Source organism: Nocardioides sp. LS1 (genome assembly GCF_003865225.1).
In the GTDB taxonomy this organism is placed as follows: domain Bacteria; phylum Actinomycetota; class Actinomycetes; order Propionibacteriales; family Nocardioidaceae; genus Nocardioides; species Nocardioides ginsengisegetis.
In genome coordinates this window covers 327662-343964 of sequence record NZ_BIFF01000006.1, presented here as the reverse complement: position 1 = coordinate 343964, position 16303 = coordinate 327662, and the positions used below count along the sequence as shown (strand labels likewise).

General features: G+C 72.2%; 16 protein-coding genes. 12 read left to right on the top strand and 4 right to left on the bottom strand.

The features are described from left to right. Window positions 1-6 precede the first annotated feature (6 nt). The 4 genes from EJF31_RS19175 (at window position 7) to EJF31_RS19160 (ending at window position 4285) form a co-directional block, all read left to right on the top strand. The gene (locus EJF31_RS19175) at window positions 7-1257 is read left to right on the top strand and encodes an MFS transporter (RefSeq protein ID WP_185736353.1); all 1251 of its coding nucleotides are present in this window, start codon (window positions 7-9) and stop codon (window positions 1255-1257) included. A 9-nt stretch (window positions 1258-1266) separates the two neighbouring features. Further along, the gene (locus EJF31_RS19170) at window positions 1267-2109 is read left to right on the top strand and encodes a GNAT family N-acetyltransferase (RefSeq protein ID WP_125038762.1); all 843 of its coding nucleotides are present in this window, start codon (window positions 1267-1269) and stop codon (window positions 2107-2109) included. A gap of 69 nt (window positions 2110-2178) precedes the next feature. After that, a complete protein-coding gene (gene acpA, locus EJF31_RS19165; protein ID WP_125038761.1) occupies window positions 2179-3822 on the top strand; it encodes an acid phosphatase in 1644 nt (547 codons plus the stop codon). A 97-nt stretch (window positions 3823-3919) separates the two neighbouring features. Further along, window positions 3920-4285 carry a DoxX family protein gene (locus EJF31_RS19160; protein WP_125038760.1) on the top strand — a complete coding sequence of 122 codons (366 nt, stop codon included), beginning with the start codon at window positions 3920-3922 and terminating at the stop codon, window positions 4283-4285. A gap of 2 nt (window positions 4286-4287) precedes the next feature. Here EJF31_RS19160 and EJF31_RS19155 read toward each other — a convergent pair whose 3' ends face one another. Further along, entirely contained in the window at window positions 4288-5256 is a 969-nt protein-coding gene (locus EJF31_RS19155; protein ID WP_125038759.1) for a hypothetical protein, read from the bottom strand. 134 nt (window positions 5257-5390) lie between these two features. Between EJF31_RS19155 and EJF31_RS19150 the strand changes: the two genes are divergently transcribed. Continuing rightward, window positions 5391-7175, top strand: a complete 1785-nt coding sequence (locus tag EJF31_RS19150) for a proline--tRNA ligase (RefSeq protein ID WP_125038758.1) — start codon at window positions 5391-5393, stop codon at window positions 7173-7175. Further along, window positions 7172-7876: an HAD family hydrolase gene (locus tag EJF31_RS19145; protein ID WP_125038757.1), complete on the top strand. Its 705-nt coding sequence runs from the start codon at window positions 7172-7174 to the stop codon at window positions 7874-7876. The genes EJF31_RS19150 and EJF31_RS19145 overlap by 4 nt, the downstream gene beginning before the upstream one ends. Window positions 7877-8030: 154 nt before the next feature. On the opposite strand, the gene EJF31_RS19140 is transcribed toward EJF31_RS19145, so the two are convergent. Then, window positions 8031-8474 (bottom strand): DUF4439 domain-containing protein, encoded by a 444-nt coding sequence (locus tag EJF31_RS19140; RefSeq protein ID WP_125038756.1) that lies wholly within the window; start codon window positions 8472-8474, stop codon window positions 8031-8033. After that, the gene (locus EJF31_RS22445) at window positions 8471-9007 is read right to left on the bottom strand and encodes a hypothetical protein (protein ID WP_125038755.1); all 537 of its coding nucleotides are present in this window, start codon (window positions 9005-9007) and stop codon (window positions 8471-8473) included. Before EJF31_RS22445 ends, EJF31_RS19140 begins: the two co-directional genes overlap by 4 nt. Window positions 9008-9107: 100 nt before the next feature. Here EJF31_RS22445 and rimP point away from each other — a divergent pair, with 100 nt between their 5' ends. Then, on the top strand, window positions 9108-9614 hold the full coding sequence (rimP, locus tag EJF31_RS22440) for a ribosome maturation factor RimP (RefSeq protein WP_125038754.1): 507 nt from the start codon (window positions 9108-9110) through the stop codon (window positions 9612-9614). Then, a complete protein-coding gene (nusA, locus tag EJF31_RS19125; protein ID WP_125038753.1) occupies window positions 9614-10621 on the top strand; it encodes a transcription termination factor NusA in 1008 nt (335 codons plus the stop codon). Before rimP ends, nusA begins: the two co-directional genes overlap by 1 nt. 4 nt (window positions 10622-10625) lie before the next feature. Here nusA and EJF31_RS19120 read toward each other — a convergent pair whose 3' ends face one another. Further along, window positions 10626-11354 (bottom strand): alpha/beta hydrolase, encoded by a 729-nt coding sequence (locus EJF31_RS19120; protein WP_185736352.1) that lies wholly within the window; start codon window positions 11352-11354, stop codon window positions 10626-10628. Between EJF31_RS19120 and EJF31_RS19115 the strand changes: the two genes are divergently transcribed. From EJF31_RS19115 to truB, 4 genes are all read left to right on the top strand, one after another. Continuing rightward, window positions 11320-11778: a YlxR family protein gene (locus EJF31_RS19115; RefSeq protein WP_307718984.1), complete on the top strand. Its 459-nt coding sequence runs from the start codon at window positions 11320-11322 to the stop codon at window positions 11776-11778. The genes EJF31_RS19120 and EJF31_RS19115 overlap by 35 nt on opposite strands. A gap of 128 nt (window positions 11779-11906) precedes the next feature. After that, window positions 11907-14849: a translation initiation factor IF-2 gene (gene infB / locus EJF31_RS19110; protein ID WP_125038751.1), complete on the top strand. Its 2943-nt coding sequence runs from the start codon at window positions 11907-11909 to the stop codon at window positions 14847-14849. Between the two features lie 80 nt (window positions 14850-14929). Beyond that, window positions 14930-15391, top strand: coding sequence for a 30S ribosome-binding factor RbfA (gene rbfA, locus EJF31_RS19105; protein WP_125038750.1), 462 nt, complete (start codon window positions 14930-14932; stop codon window positions 15389-15391). Beyond that, window positions 15388-16293 carry a tRNA pseudouridine(55) synthase TruB gene (truB, locus tag EJF31_RS19100; protein ID WP_260430968.1) on the top strand — a complete coding sequence of 302 codons (906 nt, stop codon included), beginning with the start codon at window positions 15388-15390 and terminating at the stop codon, window positions 16291-16293. The genes rbfA and truB overlap by 4 nt, the downstream gene beginning before the upstream one ends. Window positions 16294-16303: the final 10 nt, after the last annotated feature.

Here is a 16303-nt window from a genome sequence, read left to right as displayed (position 1 = left end):
GCGTCGGTGAGGTCGGCGATCCTGCGGGACCCCCACTTCCTCCGGTACCTCCTCGCCCGCGCCCTGAGTGCGACCGGCAGCGTCGCCACGCTGGTCGCACTCCCCGTGCTCGTCTACCGCACCAGCCACGACGCCGGGCTGACGGCGCTGGTCGCCGGCTGCCAGGCGGCGCCGTACCTGCTCTTCGGGCTGTTCTCCGGTGCCCTCACGGACCGGTGGAACAGGCACCGGGTCATGGTGGTGGCCGACGTCCTGAGCACGCTGCTGCTGGCCACGATCCCTCTCGCGGCGCTCCTCGGCCGCGTGACGGTCCCGCACGTGCTCGCCGTGGCGTTCCTCGGCCCGACGATCGGCGTCTTCCTGGACGGCGCGGTCTTCGGGGCACTCCCGATGATCGTGGGCCGCGACCGGATCGCGGAGGCCACGTCGGTCACCTGGTCGGTGCAGAGCGTGCTCGAGATCGTCGTGCCCTCGGTCGTCGGCGTGCTGATCGCGGTGCTCGACCCGGCGTGGCTGCTCGGCTTCGACGCGGTCACGTTCGCCGTGTCGGCCGTGCTCGTCTCCGGCATCACCCGCCCCCTGTACGACGCATCCCGGGTCCGGCCGCCACTCACGGCCGGACTCGTGCTGCGCGACATCCGCGAGGGGCTCGCCTGGCTGGGCGGGCACGCCGGGGTGCGCACCATGACGCTGACCAGCGCGATCCAGAACCTCTCGCTCGGCGGCTACATGGCCCTCACCGTCGTCTGGCTCGACCGGGTCCTGGGCCTGGGCACCGAGGGCTGGCGCTTCGGGATCACCTACGCCGCGTGGGCGTTGGGCGGCCTCGTGGCCTCGCTGAGCCTGCCGCGCCTGATCCACTTCCTGACGCCGGCGCAGATCACGCTGGGCGTCCTGCCGGCCGGGGCGGTCATCGGCATCGTCGTGTCCCGGCTCGGCACCTGGTGGCTGGTCGCCCCGCTGATGGTCGCGTGGTCCTACGCCGCGACCATGGGGGCGATCAACGCCGTCTCCTACCGCCAGCAGGTGACTCCCGAGCACCTCCTCGGCCGGGTCAACACCGCGGGCCGGATGCTCAGCTGGGGCGTCGGCTGGACCGGCGGCGCCCTCCTCTCCGGCGTCGTGGTCGGCCCCCTGGGCCTGCGCGCCACCATGCTGGCCTTCGCGTGCGTGCAGCTCGTGGCCGTGGCGGTCGCCTGGACCTCGCCGCTGCGACGCGCTGCGGACGCGAGGTCCGAGCCACAGGCCGTCCTCTAGGCTCCCAGCGTGCTCACCCGCCACGGAGTGCGCCCGCTGGGTGCCACGGACCTCGACGCCTTCCTGGCGCTCGCGTCCCGCGACCCCGTGGTCAACGTCTTCACCGACTACCGCGCCCGCACCACCAATCTCGAGCCGCGCTGGCTCGGGGGCGAGATGTGGGGCCGCTTCGACGGCGGGGAGATGGTCGCGGCCTGCCACGTCGGCGCCAACCTGGTGCCGGTGCAGGCCACCGCCGAGGACGCCCGCGCGTTCGCCGAGCGGGCGCTGACGCGGGGGCGGACCGTCTCGACGATCGTGGGTCCGCACGACGCCGTGCAGGTGTTCTGGAACGGCGTCGCCGCCGGCTGGGGCAAGCCGCGCGAGCTCCGGTGGAACCAGCCGCACCTCGAGATCCGCGGCACGCCGCTGGTCGCCCCCGACCCCGCCGTACGCCGCACCACCCGGCAGGACATGGACGAGCTCTATCCCGCCTGCGTCGCGATGTACACCGAGGAGGTCGGCATCTCCCCGGAGTACGGCGGCGGCGCCGAGCTCTACCGGGCGCGCGTCACGCAGCTGATGAACCGCGGGTGGTCCTTCGCCCGCTTCGACGAGGGCCGGCTGGTCTTCAAGGCCGAGGTCGCCTGCGCGACGCCGTACGCCGCGCAGATCCAGGGTGTCTGGGTCCCGCCGGACCGCCGCGGCGAGGGGCTGGCGACCGCCGGCATGGCCGCCGTCGTCGAGCTGGTGCGGCGCGAGGTGGCGCCGATCGTCTCGCTCTACGTCAACAACTGGAACGACTCCGCGCGCCGCGCCTACGCCAAGGTGGGCTTCGTCGAGACGGCCCGCTTCGCGACGGTCATGTTCTGACCGGCTGAATTCACTCCCGGTTCACCTCGGGGGAGATTGACGCTCGCCCGGCCATGGGGGCATGGACCCATGCTCACCTCACGTCCGCGGAAGGTCCTCGTCGGGACCGCGACCGCCACTGTCCTCCTGCTCGGGAGCGGGGCCGCGATGGCCGCCTCCACCCACCGCCACGCGCCCGCCGGGGAGCCCGCCGCTGCGGCCGCCCCTGCGGCAACCGCGCCCGGCCACCTGCCCGGCGGCTACAAGCACCTCGTCGTCATCTACGAGGAGAACCACTCCTTCGACAACCTCTACGGCACGTGGGGGCAGGTGCACGGCCAGCACGTCGTGGGCCTGTCCGACGCGCCGAAGGCCCGGGCGACCCAGGTCGCGCAGGACGGCACAGCGTACTCCTGCCTCCCGCAGGACGACGTCAACCTGACCTCGCCGCCGCTCTCCAGCACCTGCCAGGACGACGCGCACGGCGTCTCGGCCAGCCACTTCGCCAACACGCCGTTCTCCATCGACGACTACATCAAGCCCGAGGACAAGACGTGCCCGGCCGAGGGCGTCTACGCCCCCAACGGCGTCCTGAAGGACTCCGACGGCGCCGAGCCGGGCGGCTGCACCCGCGACCTGGTCCACCGCTTCTACCAGGAGCAGTACCAGATCGACGGCGGCAAGCAGGACCGCTACACCACCGGCTCCGACGCGGTCGGCCTCACGCAGGGCCACTACGCCACCAAGCAGCTGCCGATCTGGAAGTACCTCCACAGCGACGGCGCCCCCAAGTACGTCGTGGCCGACCACTTCTTCCAGGGCGCGTTCGGTGGGTCGTTCCTCAACCACCAGTTCCTGATCGCCGCGCGGGCGCCGCTCGACACCAGCAACGGTGCGTCCGGCGCGAAGAACTCCGTGCTGGACGCCAACGGGATGCCCACGAGCTACCCGCAGTACCACGCGACCGGCACCGTGCTCGACGACAAGCTGACCCAGGAATGCGCCGGCGACCCGGCTCTCAACGACCCGGTGCACGCCTGCGGTGACTACGCCGTCAACACCATCCAGCCGACCAGCACGCCGCACGGCTCGGGTGCCCAGCTCCCGCTGATCGACGACGCGCAGTACCCCAACATCGGCGACCGCCTCACCGGCGCCGGCATCAGCTGGAACTGGTACTCCGGCGGCTGGGACGACGCGGAGGCCGGCCACCCGGGCGCGCTGTTCCAGTACCACCACCAGCCGTTCAACTACTTCGCGGACTACGCGCCCGGCAAGCCCGGCCGCGCCCACCTGCAGGACGAGACGAACTTCTTCTCGGCCGCGAAGGCCGGCCACCTGCCGACGGTGTCGTTCGTGAAGCCCTACGGCGCCGAGAACGAGCACCCCGGCTACGCGTCCGAGCCCAACGGCTCGGACCACCTGGTCAAGCTGCTCAAGACGATCAGCCGCTCGCCGCAGGCCGACAAGACCCTCGTGGTCGTCACCTACGACGAGTTCGGCGGCACCTGGGACCACGTCTCGCCGCCGAAGGTCGACGCCTGGGGTCCGGGCACCCGCGTCCCCGCCCTGGTGCTCTCCACCTCGCTAAAGCACTCCGGTGTCGACCACACGTCGTACGACACGACGTCGATCCTGGCCACCCTCGAGCAGAGTTTCGGCCTGGCGCCGCTCTCGAGCCGCGACGCGGGGGCCCACAGCCTCGCCGCGGCGGTCGCGGCCGCCAGCAAGTAGTCGCCCCCACCTCCCGGGGCGACGACCCGAAAGCGGGTGGGCCCGGTCCTCGGACCGGGCCCACCCGTCGTTGCGTCCGGCGGCTAGGTTGGCCGGCGTGAGCATCTCCCGCGGCACCCAGGTCCTGGCCGGTCTCTTCGCCGTCAGCGGCGTCGTCCACCTGGTCAAGCCCGAGGTCTACGAGCCCCTGATGCCGAGCTGGGTGCCGGCCCACCGCGAGGTGATCCTCGGCAGCGGTGTCGCCGAGCTGGCCTGCGCCGCCGGCCTGGTCGTGCCGCAGACCCGTCGGGTGGCGGGCGTGGCTTCGGCCGCCCTGCTGGTCGGCGTCTACCCGGGCAACGTGAAGATGGCGATGGACGTCCGCCGCTCCCGCAGGACCGGGCTCAAGGTCGCCGCCTTCGCCCGGCTGCCGCTGCAGTGGCCGATGATCCGGGCCGCGCTCAACGCCGCACGCGGAGACTGACCTCAGAGCTGCGTGTCGGTCAGCTTGGACGTGCGCTCGCAGTCGGCGCCGGTGCAACGCACCCACGCCGTCCTGGTCTTGCCGTGGGCGAGCATCAGCAGCGTGTCGCCGGACTCGAACACCACGTCGCCGAAGTAGTACGTCGACCACCGGTGCAGCAGCGTGCCGCCGACCTTGTGCAGCTCGACGACTCCGGGGCCGAGGCCGTCGGTGAGGATGTGCACGGTGGTGACCCGGTTGCCCGACGGCGAGAAGTCCATCACCGCCTGCTCGCAGCTGCGCCAGATCCGGGTGGCCGGGTCGGAGAGCGTGGAGACCACCGAGCAGCCGCCCTGGTACGGGTCGCCGGTCAGCACGGCCAGCCGGTCGGCCGGGATGCTGGCCTCGTAGCCCGTCAGGGTTGAGATCCGCTTGGTCGAGTTGCTCCCGGTGCTCCACCAGAAGGTCCGGCTCGGCAGGCTGCCGCTCAGCACCATCTTCGACCCGTCGGCGTCGAGCACGGAGATGTAGCCGGCGAAGGTGCGCTGGGCGACGGGCGTGCCGTCCGCGGAGCTCCAGGCCTTGACCTGGCTCTGCTTCGTCTTGTCGAGGTAGCGCGACCGGACCAGTCGGTCGCCGTCCCGCGAGAGGCTGATCGAGGAGGGCTCGACGCCCTTCAGGACCGTCGTGCGCAGTCCGTCCGGCGTCACACGCACGACCTTCTCGGAGGTCGTGCTGCCCTGGCGCCAGGTGCCGACGACGTAGTCGTCGCCGGACATGCCGAGGTAGATCACCTCGCGGCCCGCGAACGAGAAGTGCCGGTCGCCGTCGATCAGGTCCGAGCCGTAGACGTGGGGAACGGTCCCGGCCGGGCCGCGCTCCAGCGTGCCGGGGCGGATCACGGTGGTGGCGTCGGCGGCAGCGGCGGGCGCCACGAGGGCGGCGAGACCGGCGAGGGCGGCCAGGGTGGCGGTCAGACGGGAGTGCTTCATCGTGGGCTCCGAGGGTCGAGTCGTGGTGTGCTTCCGGATCGTCCGGCAGCCCAATGACGCCGGGGCGCGGGGAAAGGTTGCGTCCCGGCGGAACTGGTTCGCGGGCCACCACACCCCGCAAGTAGCCTTCCCCCATGATCATGAGGATGTCGAGCCTGTTCGTGCGGACCCTGCGAGAGGACCCCGCGGACGCCGAGGTGCCGAGCCACCGTCTCCTGGTGCGCGCCGGCTACATCCGCCGTGCCGCGCCCGGCATCTACACCTGGCTACCGCTGGGCCTGAAGGTGCTCCGCAAGATCGAGCAGATCATCCGCGACGAGATGGACGCCATCGGCGCCCAGGAGCTCTCCTTCCCCGCGCTGCTGCCCCGCGAGCCCTACGAGGCGACCAACCGCTGGACGGAGTACGGCGACGGCATCTTCCGGCTCAAGGACCGCAAGGGCAACGACTACCTGCTCGGCCCCACCCACGAGGAGATGTTCACCCTCGTGGTGAAGGACCTCTACTCCTCCTACAAGGACCTGCCCCTCTCGATCTACCAGATCCAGACCAAGTACCGCGACGAGGCGCGTCCCCGCGCGGGCCTCCTGCGCGGCCGCGAGTTCGTCATGAAGGACTCCTACTCCTTCGATGTCGACGACGCCGGCCTGGACGCCAGCTACCAGGCCCACCGCAACGCCTACATCCGGATCTTCGACAAGCTCGGCTTCGAGTACGTCATCGTCAAGGCCGAGGCCGGGGCCATGGGCGGCTCCAAGTCCGAGGAGTTCCTGGCCAAGGCCGAGGTCGGCGAGGACACCTACGTCCGCTGCACCCGCTGCGACTACGCCGCCAACGTGGAGGCCGTGGACACCACGCCCGCCGCGCCCACGGCGTACGACGACGCGCCCGCCGCCCACGTGGAGCAGACCCCCGACACCCCGACCATCGACACGCTGGTCGACCTCCTCAACGAGAAGTTCCCCCGCGACGACCGCCCCTGGCACGCCGGGGACACGCTCAAGAACGTCGTCTTCTCGCTCAGGCACCCCGACGGCACCACCGAGGCGCTGGCGATCGGCCTGCCCGGTGACCGCGAGGTCGACGCCAAGCGCCTGGAGTCGAAGCTGGGCGAGGGCGTCGTGTTCGAGCCCTTCGGCGACGCCGACTTCGCCTCGCGCCCGAGCCTGGCCAAGGGCTACATCGGCCCCGGTGCGCTCGGCGAGAAGAAGCCCGCCGAGGTCCGCTACCTCCTCGACCCGCGCGTCGGCGAGGGCAGCTCCTGGGTCACCGGTGCCGACGTCGCCGGCAGCCACGTGCTCGACCTGGTGGCCGGCCGCGACTTCAGCGGCGACGGCGTCATCGACGTCGCCGAGGTCCGCGACGGCGACCCCTGCCCCGCCTGCGGCGACACCGACGGCGGCGTCCTCGAGTCGGCCCGCGGCATCGAGATGGGCCACATCTTCCAGCTCGGCCGCAAGTACGCCGACGCCCTGGACCTCAAGGTCCTCGACGAGAACGGCAAGCTCGTCACGGTGACGATGGGCTCCTACGGCATCGGCCCGTCGCGCGCCGTCGCCGCGATCGCCGAGGGCACACTCGACGAGATCGGCCTGTGCTGGCCCCGCGAGGTCGCCCCGGCCGACGTCCACCTCGTCGCCGCCGGCAAGGACGAGGAGGTCTTCGCCGCCGCCGACCGCATCGCCACCGAGCTCTCGGCGCAGGGCATCGACGTCCTCTACGACGACCGCACCGGCAAGGTCAGCCCCGGCGTGAAGTTCAAGGACGCCGAGCTGATCGGCGTCCCGACGATCGTGGTCGTGGGCAAGAGCCTGGGCACCGACGGCACCGTCGAGGTCAAGGACCGCGCCACCGGCGAGCGCGAGCAGGTCGCGGCCGACTCCGTCGTCGACCACGTCGTGGGGCTCGTCCGCGCGTGACCGGGATCGAGGCCGTCCTCTTCGACTGGGGCGGCACGCTCACCCAGTGGCACGACATCGACTTCCACGCGGAGTCGCTGGCGCTCGCCCAGGCCGTGGTCAACGCCGAGCACCCCCACGAGGAGATCACCGCCCGGCTGCACGCGGCCGGGTCGCTGGTCTGGGGACGCTCGCGCGACCACCAGCAGAGCGCGACCGTGGCCGACCTGTTCGACGAGGCGGGCCTCGACCACGACCCGGCGCTGCTCACGGCGTACTACGACTTCTGGGAGCCGCACACGCTCACCGACCCGGAGGTGCGCCCGCTGTTCGAGGCGCTGCGCGCCGACGGCGTGAAGGTGGGGGTGCTGTCCAACACGATCTGGCCGCGTGAGTGGCACCGCGGCTTCTTCGAGCGCGACGGCGTCCTGGACCTGATCGACGGCGACGTCTACACCTCCGAGATCCCGTGGACCAAGCCCTCACCGAAGGCGTTCGCAGCGGCCATGGACGCCGTCGGCGCCACCGACCCGGCCCGGTGCGTCTACGTGGGGGACCGGCTCTTCGACGACATCTGGGGCGCCCACCACGCCGGACTCCGGGCCATCCACGTCCCGCACAGCTCGATCCCGCCCGAGCAGGTCGGGCACACCGAGGGCGAGCCGGACGCCGTCGTGCACCTCCTGTCCGAGATCCACGAGATCGTCGGTTCCTGGGCCTGAGACGCCCCGACTGCACGTTTGTGCAATGCACAAACGTGAGGAACCGTTCCGATGGCGGCCTTGACCTGCGGCGTTGCATGATTGTGCACAACGGAGGAGTCGGCAGTCCCCCCACACATCGCCGGCTCCACCCGACGGCCTCGTTGTCCAGGCCTCAGCGGTCCGCGTACTCGTTTGCCCCGGGGAGCATCTCGGGAGTTCCCCGGAAGACGAGTTCGCGGACCGCTGCGTCGTTCACGGCCTCCACGGCCCGACGCCGGTCCGGCCCCGTCGTGCGGGCCACCACCCAGGCATAGGTCTCGGCCGTCGCGCGCTCGAGGTGCAGCGCGGCCCGGGTGAGCGCGGTCGCGGTCCCGAGGTGGGACGGCAGCTCGTACGCCGGCTCGGCGGCCACCGGAGTCGCCCCCGCGTCGACGACGGCTCGGGCCAGCGCGTCGCGGCGGCCCCGGTGCACCGCGTAGGCCGCGGTCAGGTCCGTGCGCAGGCGCGGATCGGTGACGGGGTCCGCCTGGCCCGCGAGGGCGGCGTACACCCAGACGGCGGCGTGCTCGGCCGCCAGCGCGGTCTGGAGGGCGTCCACCCGGGAGTCCGCGGTCATGCCGGGACCTGCGTCCCGGCCGGAGCGAGATCGTGGGCGAGGCGCTGGGCGACCCCCGCCGACATGCAGGCCAGGAGCCGGGCCAGGCTGCCGCTCTCGGCGGCCACCGCCCAGTCCGCGAGCCGCCGCTGGCCGCGTTGCTCACGGCCCCGCACCTCGGCGAGCGCCTCGTTCGCCGACGCGAACGAGGGCGTGGAGCCCGCACCGGCGGGCGAGGAGGACGGCGTCGGATCACCCAGGACCTCCCGGTGCGCGTCGTGCAGCGCGGCCCACGGGGCCAGCCGCCCGCGCAGTCCGGGGAAGCCTGCGGAGACCGCCGCGACGAGCGCGGCGAGGTCGTCGATCTCCGCCAGGGCCCGGTCCACGAGGGCCGCGTCGGGGTCCGCGGACCCCGACGCGGAGGGGTCGCCCGAGCCGTCGCCGGACAGGTCCAGGTCGCAGCCCGCGAGGACCCCGGATCCCAGCAGCAGAGCGGCGATCGCCCCCCGCCGACTGGCGGGCAGGGGGGTCTCGACAGGGGGAGTGACCGGCACGGCAGCGACCCTATCCCCGTGCGGTCGGCGGCAAGATGAAGGTGGGCCGGGACAACGGCTATCGTGGTCGCCGACAACAGCACAAGGAGGTCGCCCACTCGTGAGCAGCGCCAAGCAGGACGCCATCCGGGACCGCATCGAGGCGGAGCTCGCCGACCCCCTGAGTGCCCTGGGCCTCGACATCGAGGCCGTGGAGATCACCCCTGCCGGCAAGCGCAGGGTGCTGCGCATCGCCGTGGACAAGGACGGCGGGGTGACCCTCGACGACGTCGCCGACGCGACGCGCGAGGTCAACAGGGTGCTGGACGAGGAGAGCGACGTGATGGGGGAGCACCCCTACACGCTCGAGGTCACCTCGCGGGGTGTCGACCGGCCGCTCACGTTGCCGCGCCACTGGCGCCGCAACGCCGACCGGCTGGTCAAGGTCACCCTCACCGACGGTGATGCCGTCACGGGGCGCATCGGCGCCTCCGACGACGAGCGCGTGACGCTCGACGTCGACGGCACGGACCGTGAGCTCGCCTACACCGAGGTCGCCAAGGCCCTGGTCCAGATCGAGTTCAACCGCAAGCACGCACCAGAAGACGAAGAGGACGAGGACGCCTGATGGACATCGACCTGAGCATCCTGCGCATGCTCGAGAGGGAGAAGGAGATCTCCTTCGACGTTCTCGTGGAGGCCATCGAGCAGGCCCTGCTGACGGCGTACCACAAGACGCCCGGCGCCCAGGAGAAGGCGCGCGTCGAGCTCGACCGCAAGACCGGGCACGTGTCGGTCATGGCCACCGAGGTCGACGACGAGGGCAACCCGGTCGGCGAGTACGACGACACCCCGGACGGCTTCGGCCGGATCGCGGCGACGACCGCGAAGCAGATCATGCTGCAGCGTCTTCGCGACGCCGAGGACGACATCAAGTTCGGTGAGTTCTCCGGCAAGGAGGGCGACATCGTCTCCGGCGTCATCCAGCAGGGCCGCAACCCCGACGACGTCATGGTCGACCTCGGCCGGGTGGAGGCGCTGCTGCCGATGGGCGAGCGGGTCCCCGGCGAACGCTACGAGCACGGCACCCGCATCAAGTGCCTGGTCGTCTCGGTCCGCAAGGGCATGCGCGGCCCGCAGATCACGCTGTCGCGCAGCCACCCCAACCTGGTCAAGAAGCTGTTCGCCCTCGAGGTCCCGGAGATCGCCGACGGCAGCGTCGAGATCACCGCGCTCGCCCGCGAGGCCGGTCACCGCACCAAGATCGCGGTCGCCTCGCGTGCCCAGGGCGTCAACCCCAAGGGCGCCTGCATCGGCCCGATGGGCCAGCGGGTCCGCAACGTGATGTCCGAGCTGCACGGCGAGAAGATCGACATCGTCGACTGGTCCGAGGACCCGGCCGAGCTCGTGGCCCACGCGCTGTCGCCGGCGCGGGTCACCTCGGTGGAGATCGTCGACCTGGCCGCCCGCTCGGCGCGGGTCGTCGTGCCGGACTTCCAGCTGTCGCTCGCCATCGGCAAGGAGGGCCAGAACGCCCGCCTCGCCGCGCGCCTGACCGGCTGGCGCATCGACATCCGCTCCGACGAGGCGCCGGCCGAGCCGGTCGCGCCGCCGGTCGCGCCGCCGGCGGAGTAGCCCCTCAGGGGCGGAGGAACTCCTCGATCGCCGTCCAGTACGCCGGGTCGTCGACCAGGCTGGCGTGGTCCGCGTCGGGGAAGTCCACCACCCGGGTCGAGCCCGGGAGCGCCTCCAGCAGCCGGTCGGTGCGCGGCGGCCTCACGAGGTCGTCGCGCCCGGCCCGCAGCACCAGCACCGGTGCGGCCAGGGCGGGGGCGGCGCTCGCCGAGTCCCACCGGTCGTGCACCAGGCGGTGCATCGGGAGCCGGGAAAACAGGTCGCCCGCCGTGGCCACGAGGCTGTCGAAGGGCGTGACCAGCACCAGCCGGCCCACCGGCCGGCGGACCGCGACCTGCGTCGCGACGCCGCTGCCGAGGCTGCGCCCGATGACGTCCACGGGGTGGCCGGGATGCCGCCCGGCGACGTGGTCGACCAGGGCGAGCGCGTCGTCGCGGAGCGCCCGTTCGCTGGGCCGGCCGCCGCTGGCGCCGTAGCCGCGGTAGGCGAGCAGGTAGGACGTGTGGTCGGGGAGGCGCTCGGCGAGGACGCCGCGCAGGTCGTGGACGCCCTCCCCGTTGCCGCCGTAGTAGACCAGCGCCCGCGGTTGCCCGGGGTTGACGACCCAGCCGCGCAGGTCGACGTTGCCCCTCCGCAGGTGCAGCGTCGTGCCCGCGGCCGGGACGCGGGTGCCACGGCTGGGGTAGACGAGGCGTCGGGTGACGGGAGTGAGCATCGTGGCCAGGGGTCGCACGCGCCGTACGCTAGCCAAACCCGGGCCCCCCGTGGGCTGTTCCGCACACCGCCGGTTCGATAACCGATGGCCGCGCACGGTAGGGTTGTCGACAGTGGCTCGTGAACACATCTCCCCTGCATGCCCGGATTCCCCTGCCCCCACGGGGCCGGTCCGGACGTGCGTCGGATGTCGCCAGCGGGCCGCGAAGAGCGAGTTGTTGCGGGTGACCGTCGGCTCGGACGCGCACGGCCACCCCGCCGTCGTGCCCGATCCTGGCGCCACCTCACCCGGCCGCGGAGCGCACCTGCACCCCACGGCCGAGTGCTACGAACTCGCGGTGCGCCGGCGAGCTTTCGCCCGGGCCCTGCGACATGCGGGCCAGGGCGGGCTGACCAGCGCACCGCTCGGGGAGTACCTCGACTCGCCAGCACATCAACCGTGATCGACCAACAGGAACTGGAGCAGCAGCTCATGAGCACTCGATGAGTAACTCGCGATGAGTTTGCACAACCACTAACGGTCCGATTCACCCCCACCGACAGGCGAGGGGCTCGGGCCAGAAGGAGAAACGTGGCTAAGACCCGAGTCCACGAACTCGCCAAGGAGTTCGGTGTCGAGAGCAAGTTTGTTCTCGAGAAGTTCAAGGAGATGGGGGAGTTCGTCAAGTCGGCGAGCTCCACTGTTGAGCTGCCTGCGGAGATGCGTTTCCGCAAGGAGTACGGCGACAAGCTGAAGACCGAGGCGCCTGCCGCCCCGGCGTCGGCCCCGTCCGAGAAGGCCGCTGACAAGCCGGCTGCCCCCCGCAAGGCTCCGGCCAAGAAGGCCGAGCCCGAAGCCCCCGCTGCCGAGCCCGAGGCCCCCGCGGCCGCCGCTCCGGCCGCCGAGACCGAGGCCCCCGCGGCCCCGGCCGCCAAGGCCGCCCCGGCGCCCAAGGCTCCCGGCCCGCGTCCCGGCCCCAAGGCCGCCCCCGCCCCGGCTGCGGAGACGCCCGCGAAGGTCGAGCCCGCCCCGGCCGCGCAGGCCGCGCCCCCGGCCGAGCCCGAGGCCCCCGCGGCCCCGGCAGCCTCCGCAGGTGCGACGCCTAAGGCGCCGTCTCCTGCCCCTCGTCCGGTCGGCCGCCCCGGCGCGCCGCGTCCGGGCAACAACCCCTTCGCCTCCAGCCAGGGCATGGGCCGTCGTCCGTCGGCTCCCGGCGGCGACCGCGGTCCTGCCCAGGGTGGCGGCGCCGGCGCTCCTGCCGGTGGCGGCGCCCCCGGTGGCTCCGACCAGCGTCCGCCGCGCCCGCCGGCCGGCCGTGACGGTGGTGCTCCGGGTCGCCCGGGCATGCCGCGCCCCAACCCGGCGATGATGCCCAAGTCCCCGGCTGCCTTCGGCTCCGGCCCCGGTGGTCGTCCCGCCGGTGGTCCCGGTGGCGCCCGTGGTGGTGCCCCGGGTCGCGGTGGCGCTCCCGGCCGTGGCGGTGCCCCCGGTCGCGGTGGTCCCGGTGCTGGTGCCGGTGCCCCCGGTGCCGGTGGTCGTCCCGGTGGCTTCGGCCCCGCGGGCGGCGGTCGTCCCGGCGGCGGTGGCCGTCCCGGCCAGCGTGGCCAGACCCAGGGTGCCTTCGGTCGCCCCGGTGGCCCCTCGCGTCGTGGTCGCAAGTCCAAGCGGGCACGTCGTCAGGAGTTCGAGGCCATGCAGGCCCCGACGATCGGTGGCGTGCGCGTCCGCAAGGGTGACGGCGAGACCGTCAAGCTGCCCCGCGGCGCCTCGCTGACCGACTTCGCCGAGCGGATCGGCGTCGACGTCTCCGCCCTCGTCCAGATGCTGTTCTCCCTGGGCGAGATGGTGACGGCGACCGAGTCGGTCAACGACGAGACGCTGGAGCTGCTCGGCGAGGAGCTCAACTACGTCGTCCAGGTCGTGTCCCCCGAGGACGAGGACCGCGAGCTGCTCGAGTCCTTCGACCTCGAGTTCGGCGAGGACGAGGGCGAGGACTCCGACCTGGTCATCCGACCGCCGGTCGTCACCGTCATGGGTCACGTCGACCACGGCAAGACCAAGCTCCTCGACGCCCTGCGCAACGCCAACGTCGTCGACAAGGAGGCCGGTGGCATCACGCAGCACATCGGTGCCTACCAGGTCACCGCTGACGTCGACGGCAACGAGCGCCGCATCACCTTCATCGACACCCCGGGTCACGAGGCGTTCACCGCCATGCGTGCCCGTGGTGCGCAGGCCACCGACATCGCGATCCTCGTGGTCGCGGCCGACGACGGTGTCATGCCCCAGACGGTCGAGGCGCTCAACCACGCCAAGGCCGCCGGTGTCCCGATCGTGGTCGCGGTCAACAAGATCGACAAGCCGGACGCCGACCCGACCAAGGTCCGTGGCCAGCTGACCGAGTACGGCCTGGTGCCCGAGGAGTACGGCGGCGACGCGATGTTCGTCGACGTCTCGGCCAAGTCCGAGCTCAACCTCGACAAGCTGCTCGAGGCCGTCGTCCTGACCGCCGACGCCTCGCTCGACCTGCGGGCCAACCCCCACCAGGACGCCCAGGGTCTCGTCGTCGAGGCACACCTCGACCGCGGCCGTGGCCCGGTGGCGACGGTCCTGGTCCAGCGCGGCACGCTGCGCGTGGGCGACTCGATCGTCGCGGGAGCCGGCTACGGCCGGGTCCGGGCGATGCTCGACGAGCACGGCGAGAACATCACCGAGGCAGACCCGTCGCGTCCCGCGATGGTGCTCGGCCTCACCGCGGTGCCCGGCGCCGGCCAGACGTTCATCGTCGTCGAGGACGACCGCATGGCCCGCCAGATCGCCGAGAAGCGCGAGTCGCGCGAGCGGGCGGCCATGCAGGCCAAGCGTCGCGTGCGTCGCACCCTCGAGGACTTCATGGCCTCCATGGAGAAGGGCGAGACGCAGGAGCTCAACCTCATCCTCAAGGGCGACGTGTCCGGTTCGGTCGAGGCCCTCGAGGACTCGCTGTCCCAGATCGACGTCGGCGACGAGGTCAGCCTCCGGGTCATCGACCGCGGTGTCGGTGCGATCACCGAGACCAACGTCGACCTGGCCGCCGCCTCCGACGCCATCATCATCGGGTTCAACGTCCGCCCCCAGGGCAAGGCGACCGAGATGGCCGAGAAGGAGGGTGTCGAGATCCGCTACTACTCGGTCATCTACCAGGCGATCGAGGAGATCGAGGCGGCTCTCAAGGGCCTGCTCAAGCCCGTCTACGAGGAGTCCGTGCTCGGACAGGCGGAGATCCGCAACATCTTCCGCTCCTCGAAGATCGGCAACATCGCCGGTTGCATGGTCACCAGTGGCCTGCTCCGTCGCAACGCCAAGGCGCGCCTGCTGCGCGACGGCAAGGTCGTGGCCGACAACCTCGACCTGGCCTCGCTCAAGCGGGAGAAGGACGACGCCTCGGAGGTCCGCGAGGGCTTCGAGTGCGGTCTGGTCCTGAAGAACTACCAGAACATCGAGATCGGCGATGTCGTGGAGTCCTTCGAGATGCGCGAGATCCCGCGCGCCTGACCCAGCAGTGCAGTGTCGGCGGGACCCCGTTCGCGGGGTCCCGCCGACTCACGTTTCCAGACTCTTGAGAAGGTAGGACCATGAGCAGCCCCCGCGTGCGCAAGATCGCCGACCGCATCCAGGTGATCGTCGCCGAGATGCTGGAACGCCGGATCAAGGACCCGCGCCTCGGCTTCGTCACCGTCACCGACGTACGCGTCACCGGCGACAGCCAGCAGGCCACGATCTTCTACACCGTCCTCGACGCGACCGGTGACGACGAGGCCGCCCTGGCCGCCACCGCCGTCGCCCTCGAGTCGGCCAAGGGCCTGATCCGCTCCGAGGTCGCCAAACAGCTCGGCATGCGCATCACCCCGACCCTGACCTTCATCGCCGACGCGCTGCCGGAGACCGCCCGCCACCTCGACGAGGTGCTCGAGCTCGCCCGCAAGCTCGACGAGGAGGCCGCGGCCCGCCGCGTCGAGTCCTATGCCGGCGAGAGCGACCCCTACAAGAAGCCGCGCGAGGACGAGGACGACCTCGCCGAGGACGACGAGGCGTGACCGTTGGGTCCGGCGGGTCCGGGCCGGTGTCCGGCCTGGTCGTCGTCGACAAGCCCGGCGGGATGACCTCGCACGACGTCGTCTCCCGCGTACGCCGGCTCGCCGGCACCCGCAAGGTGGGCCACGCCGGCACGCTCGACCCGATGGCGACGGGCGTGCTGGTCCTGGGCGTCAACCGCGCCACCCGGCTGCTCGGCCACCTGATGCTGACCGAGAAGGCCTACGCCGCCACGATCCGGCTCGGCGAGGCGACCACGACCGACGACGCCGAGGGCGAGACCACGGCCGTCGTCGACGCGAGCCACCTCGACGAGGCCGTCGTCCGGGGGTGCCTCGCGGAGTTCGTCGGCGCCATCGAGCAGGTGCCGACCGCGGTCTCGGCGATCAAGGTCGACGGCAAGCGCGCCTACCAGCGTGTCCGCGACGGTGAGGAGGTCGAGCTCAAGGCCCGGCCGGTCACCATCCACGAGCTCGAGGTCGTCGACGTGCGGGTCTCGGCAGGCTCGACCACCGAGGTGGGCCACGTCGACGTCGACATCGCAATGCGCTGCTCGAGCGGCACCTACGTCCGCGCGGTCGCCCGCGACGCCGGCGCCCGGCTCGGGGTGGGCGGCCACCTGACCGCCCTGCGGCGTACGGCTGTCGGGCCCTACGACCTCGGCGTCGCCCGCACGATCGAGCAGCTGACCGAGGAGTTCGTGATGCTGCCGATCGCCGACGCCGCGCGCGCGGCGTTCCCGGCGTGCGAGCTCGACGAGACCCAGGCGGCGGACGTGCGCGTCGGCCGGCCGCTCGGGATCGACGTGGACGGCCTGACGGCGGTGTTCGCTCCCGAGGGGGAGTTCCTCGCGCTCTACGAGCCCCGCGGCGACGTGGCCCGCCCGGTCGCCGTCTTCGTCTGACCACCGCCCT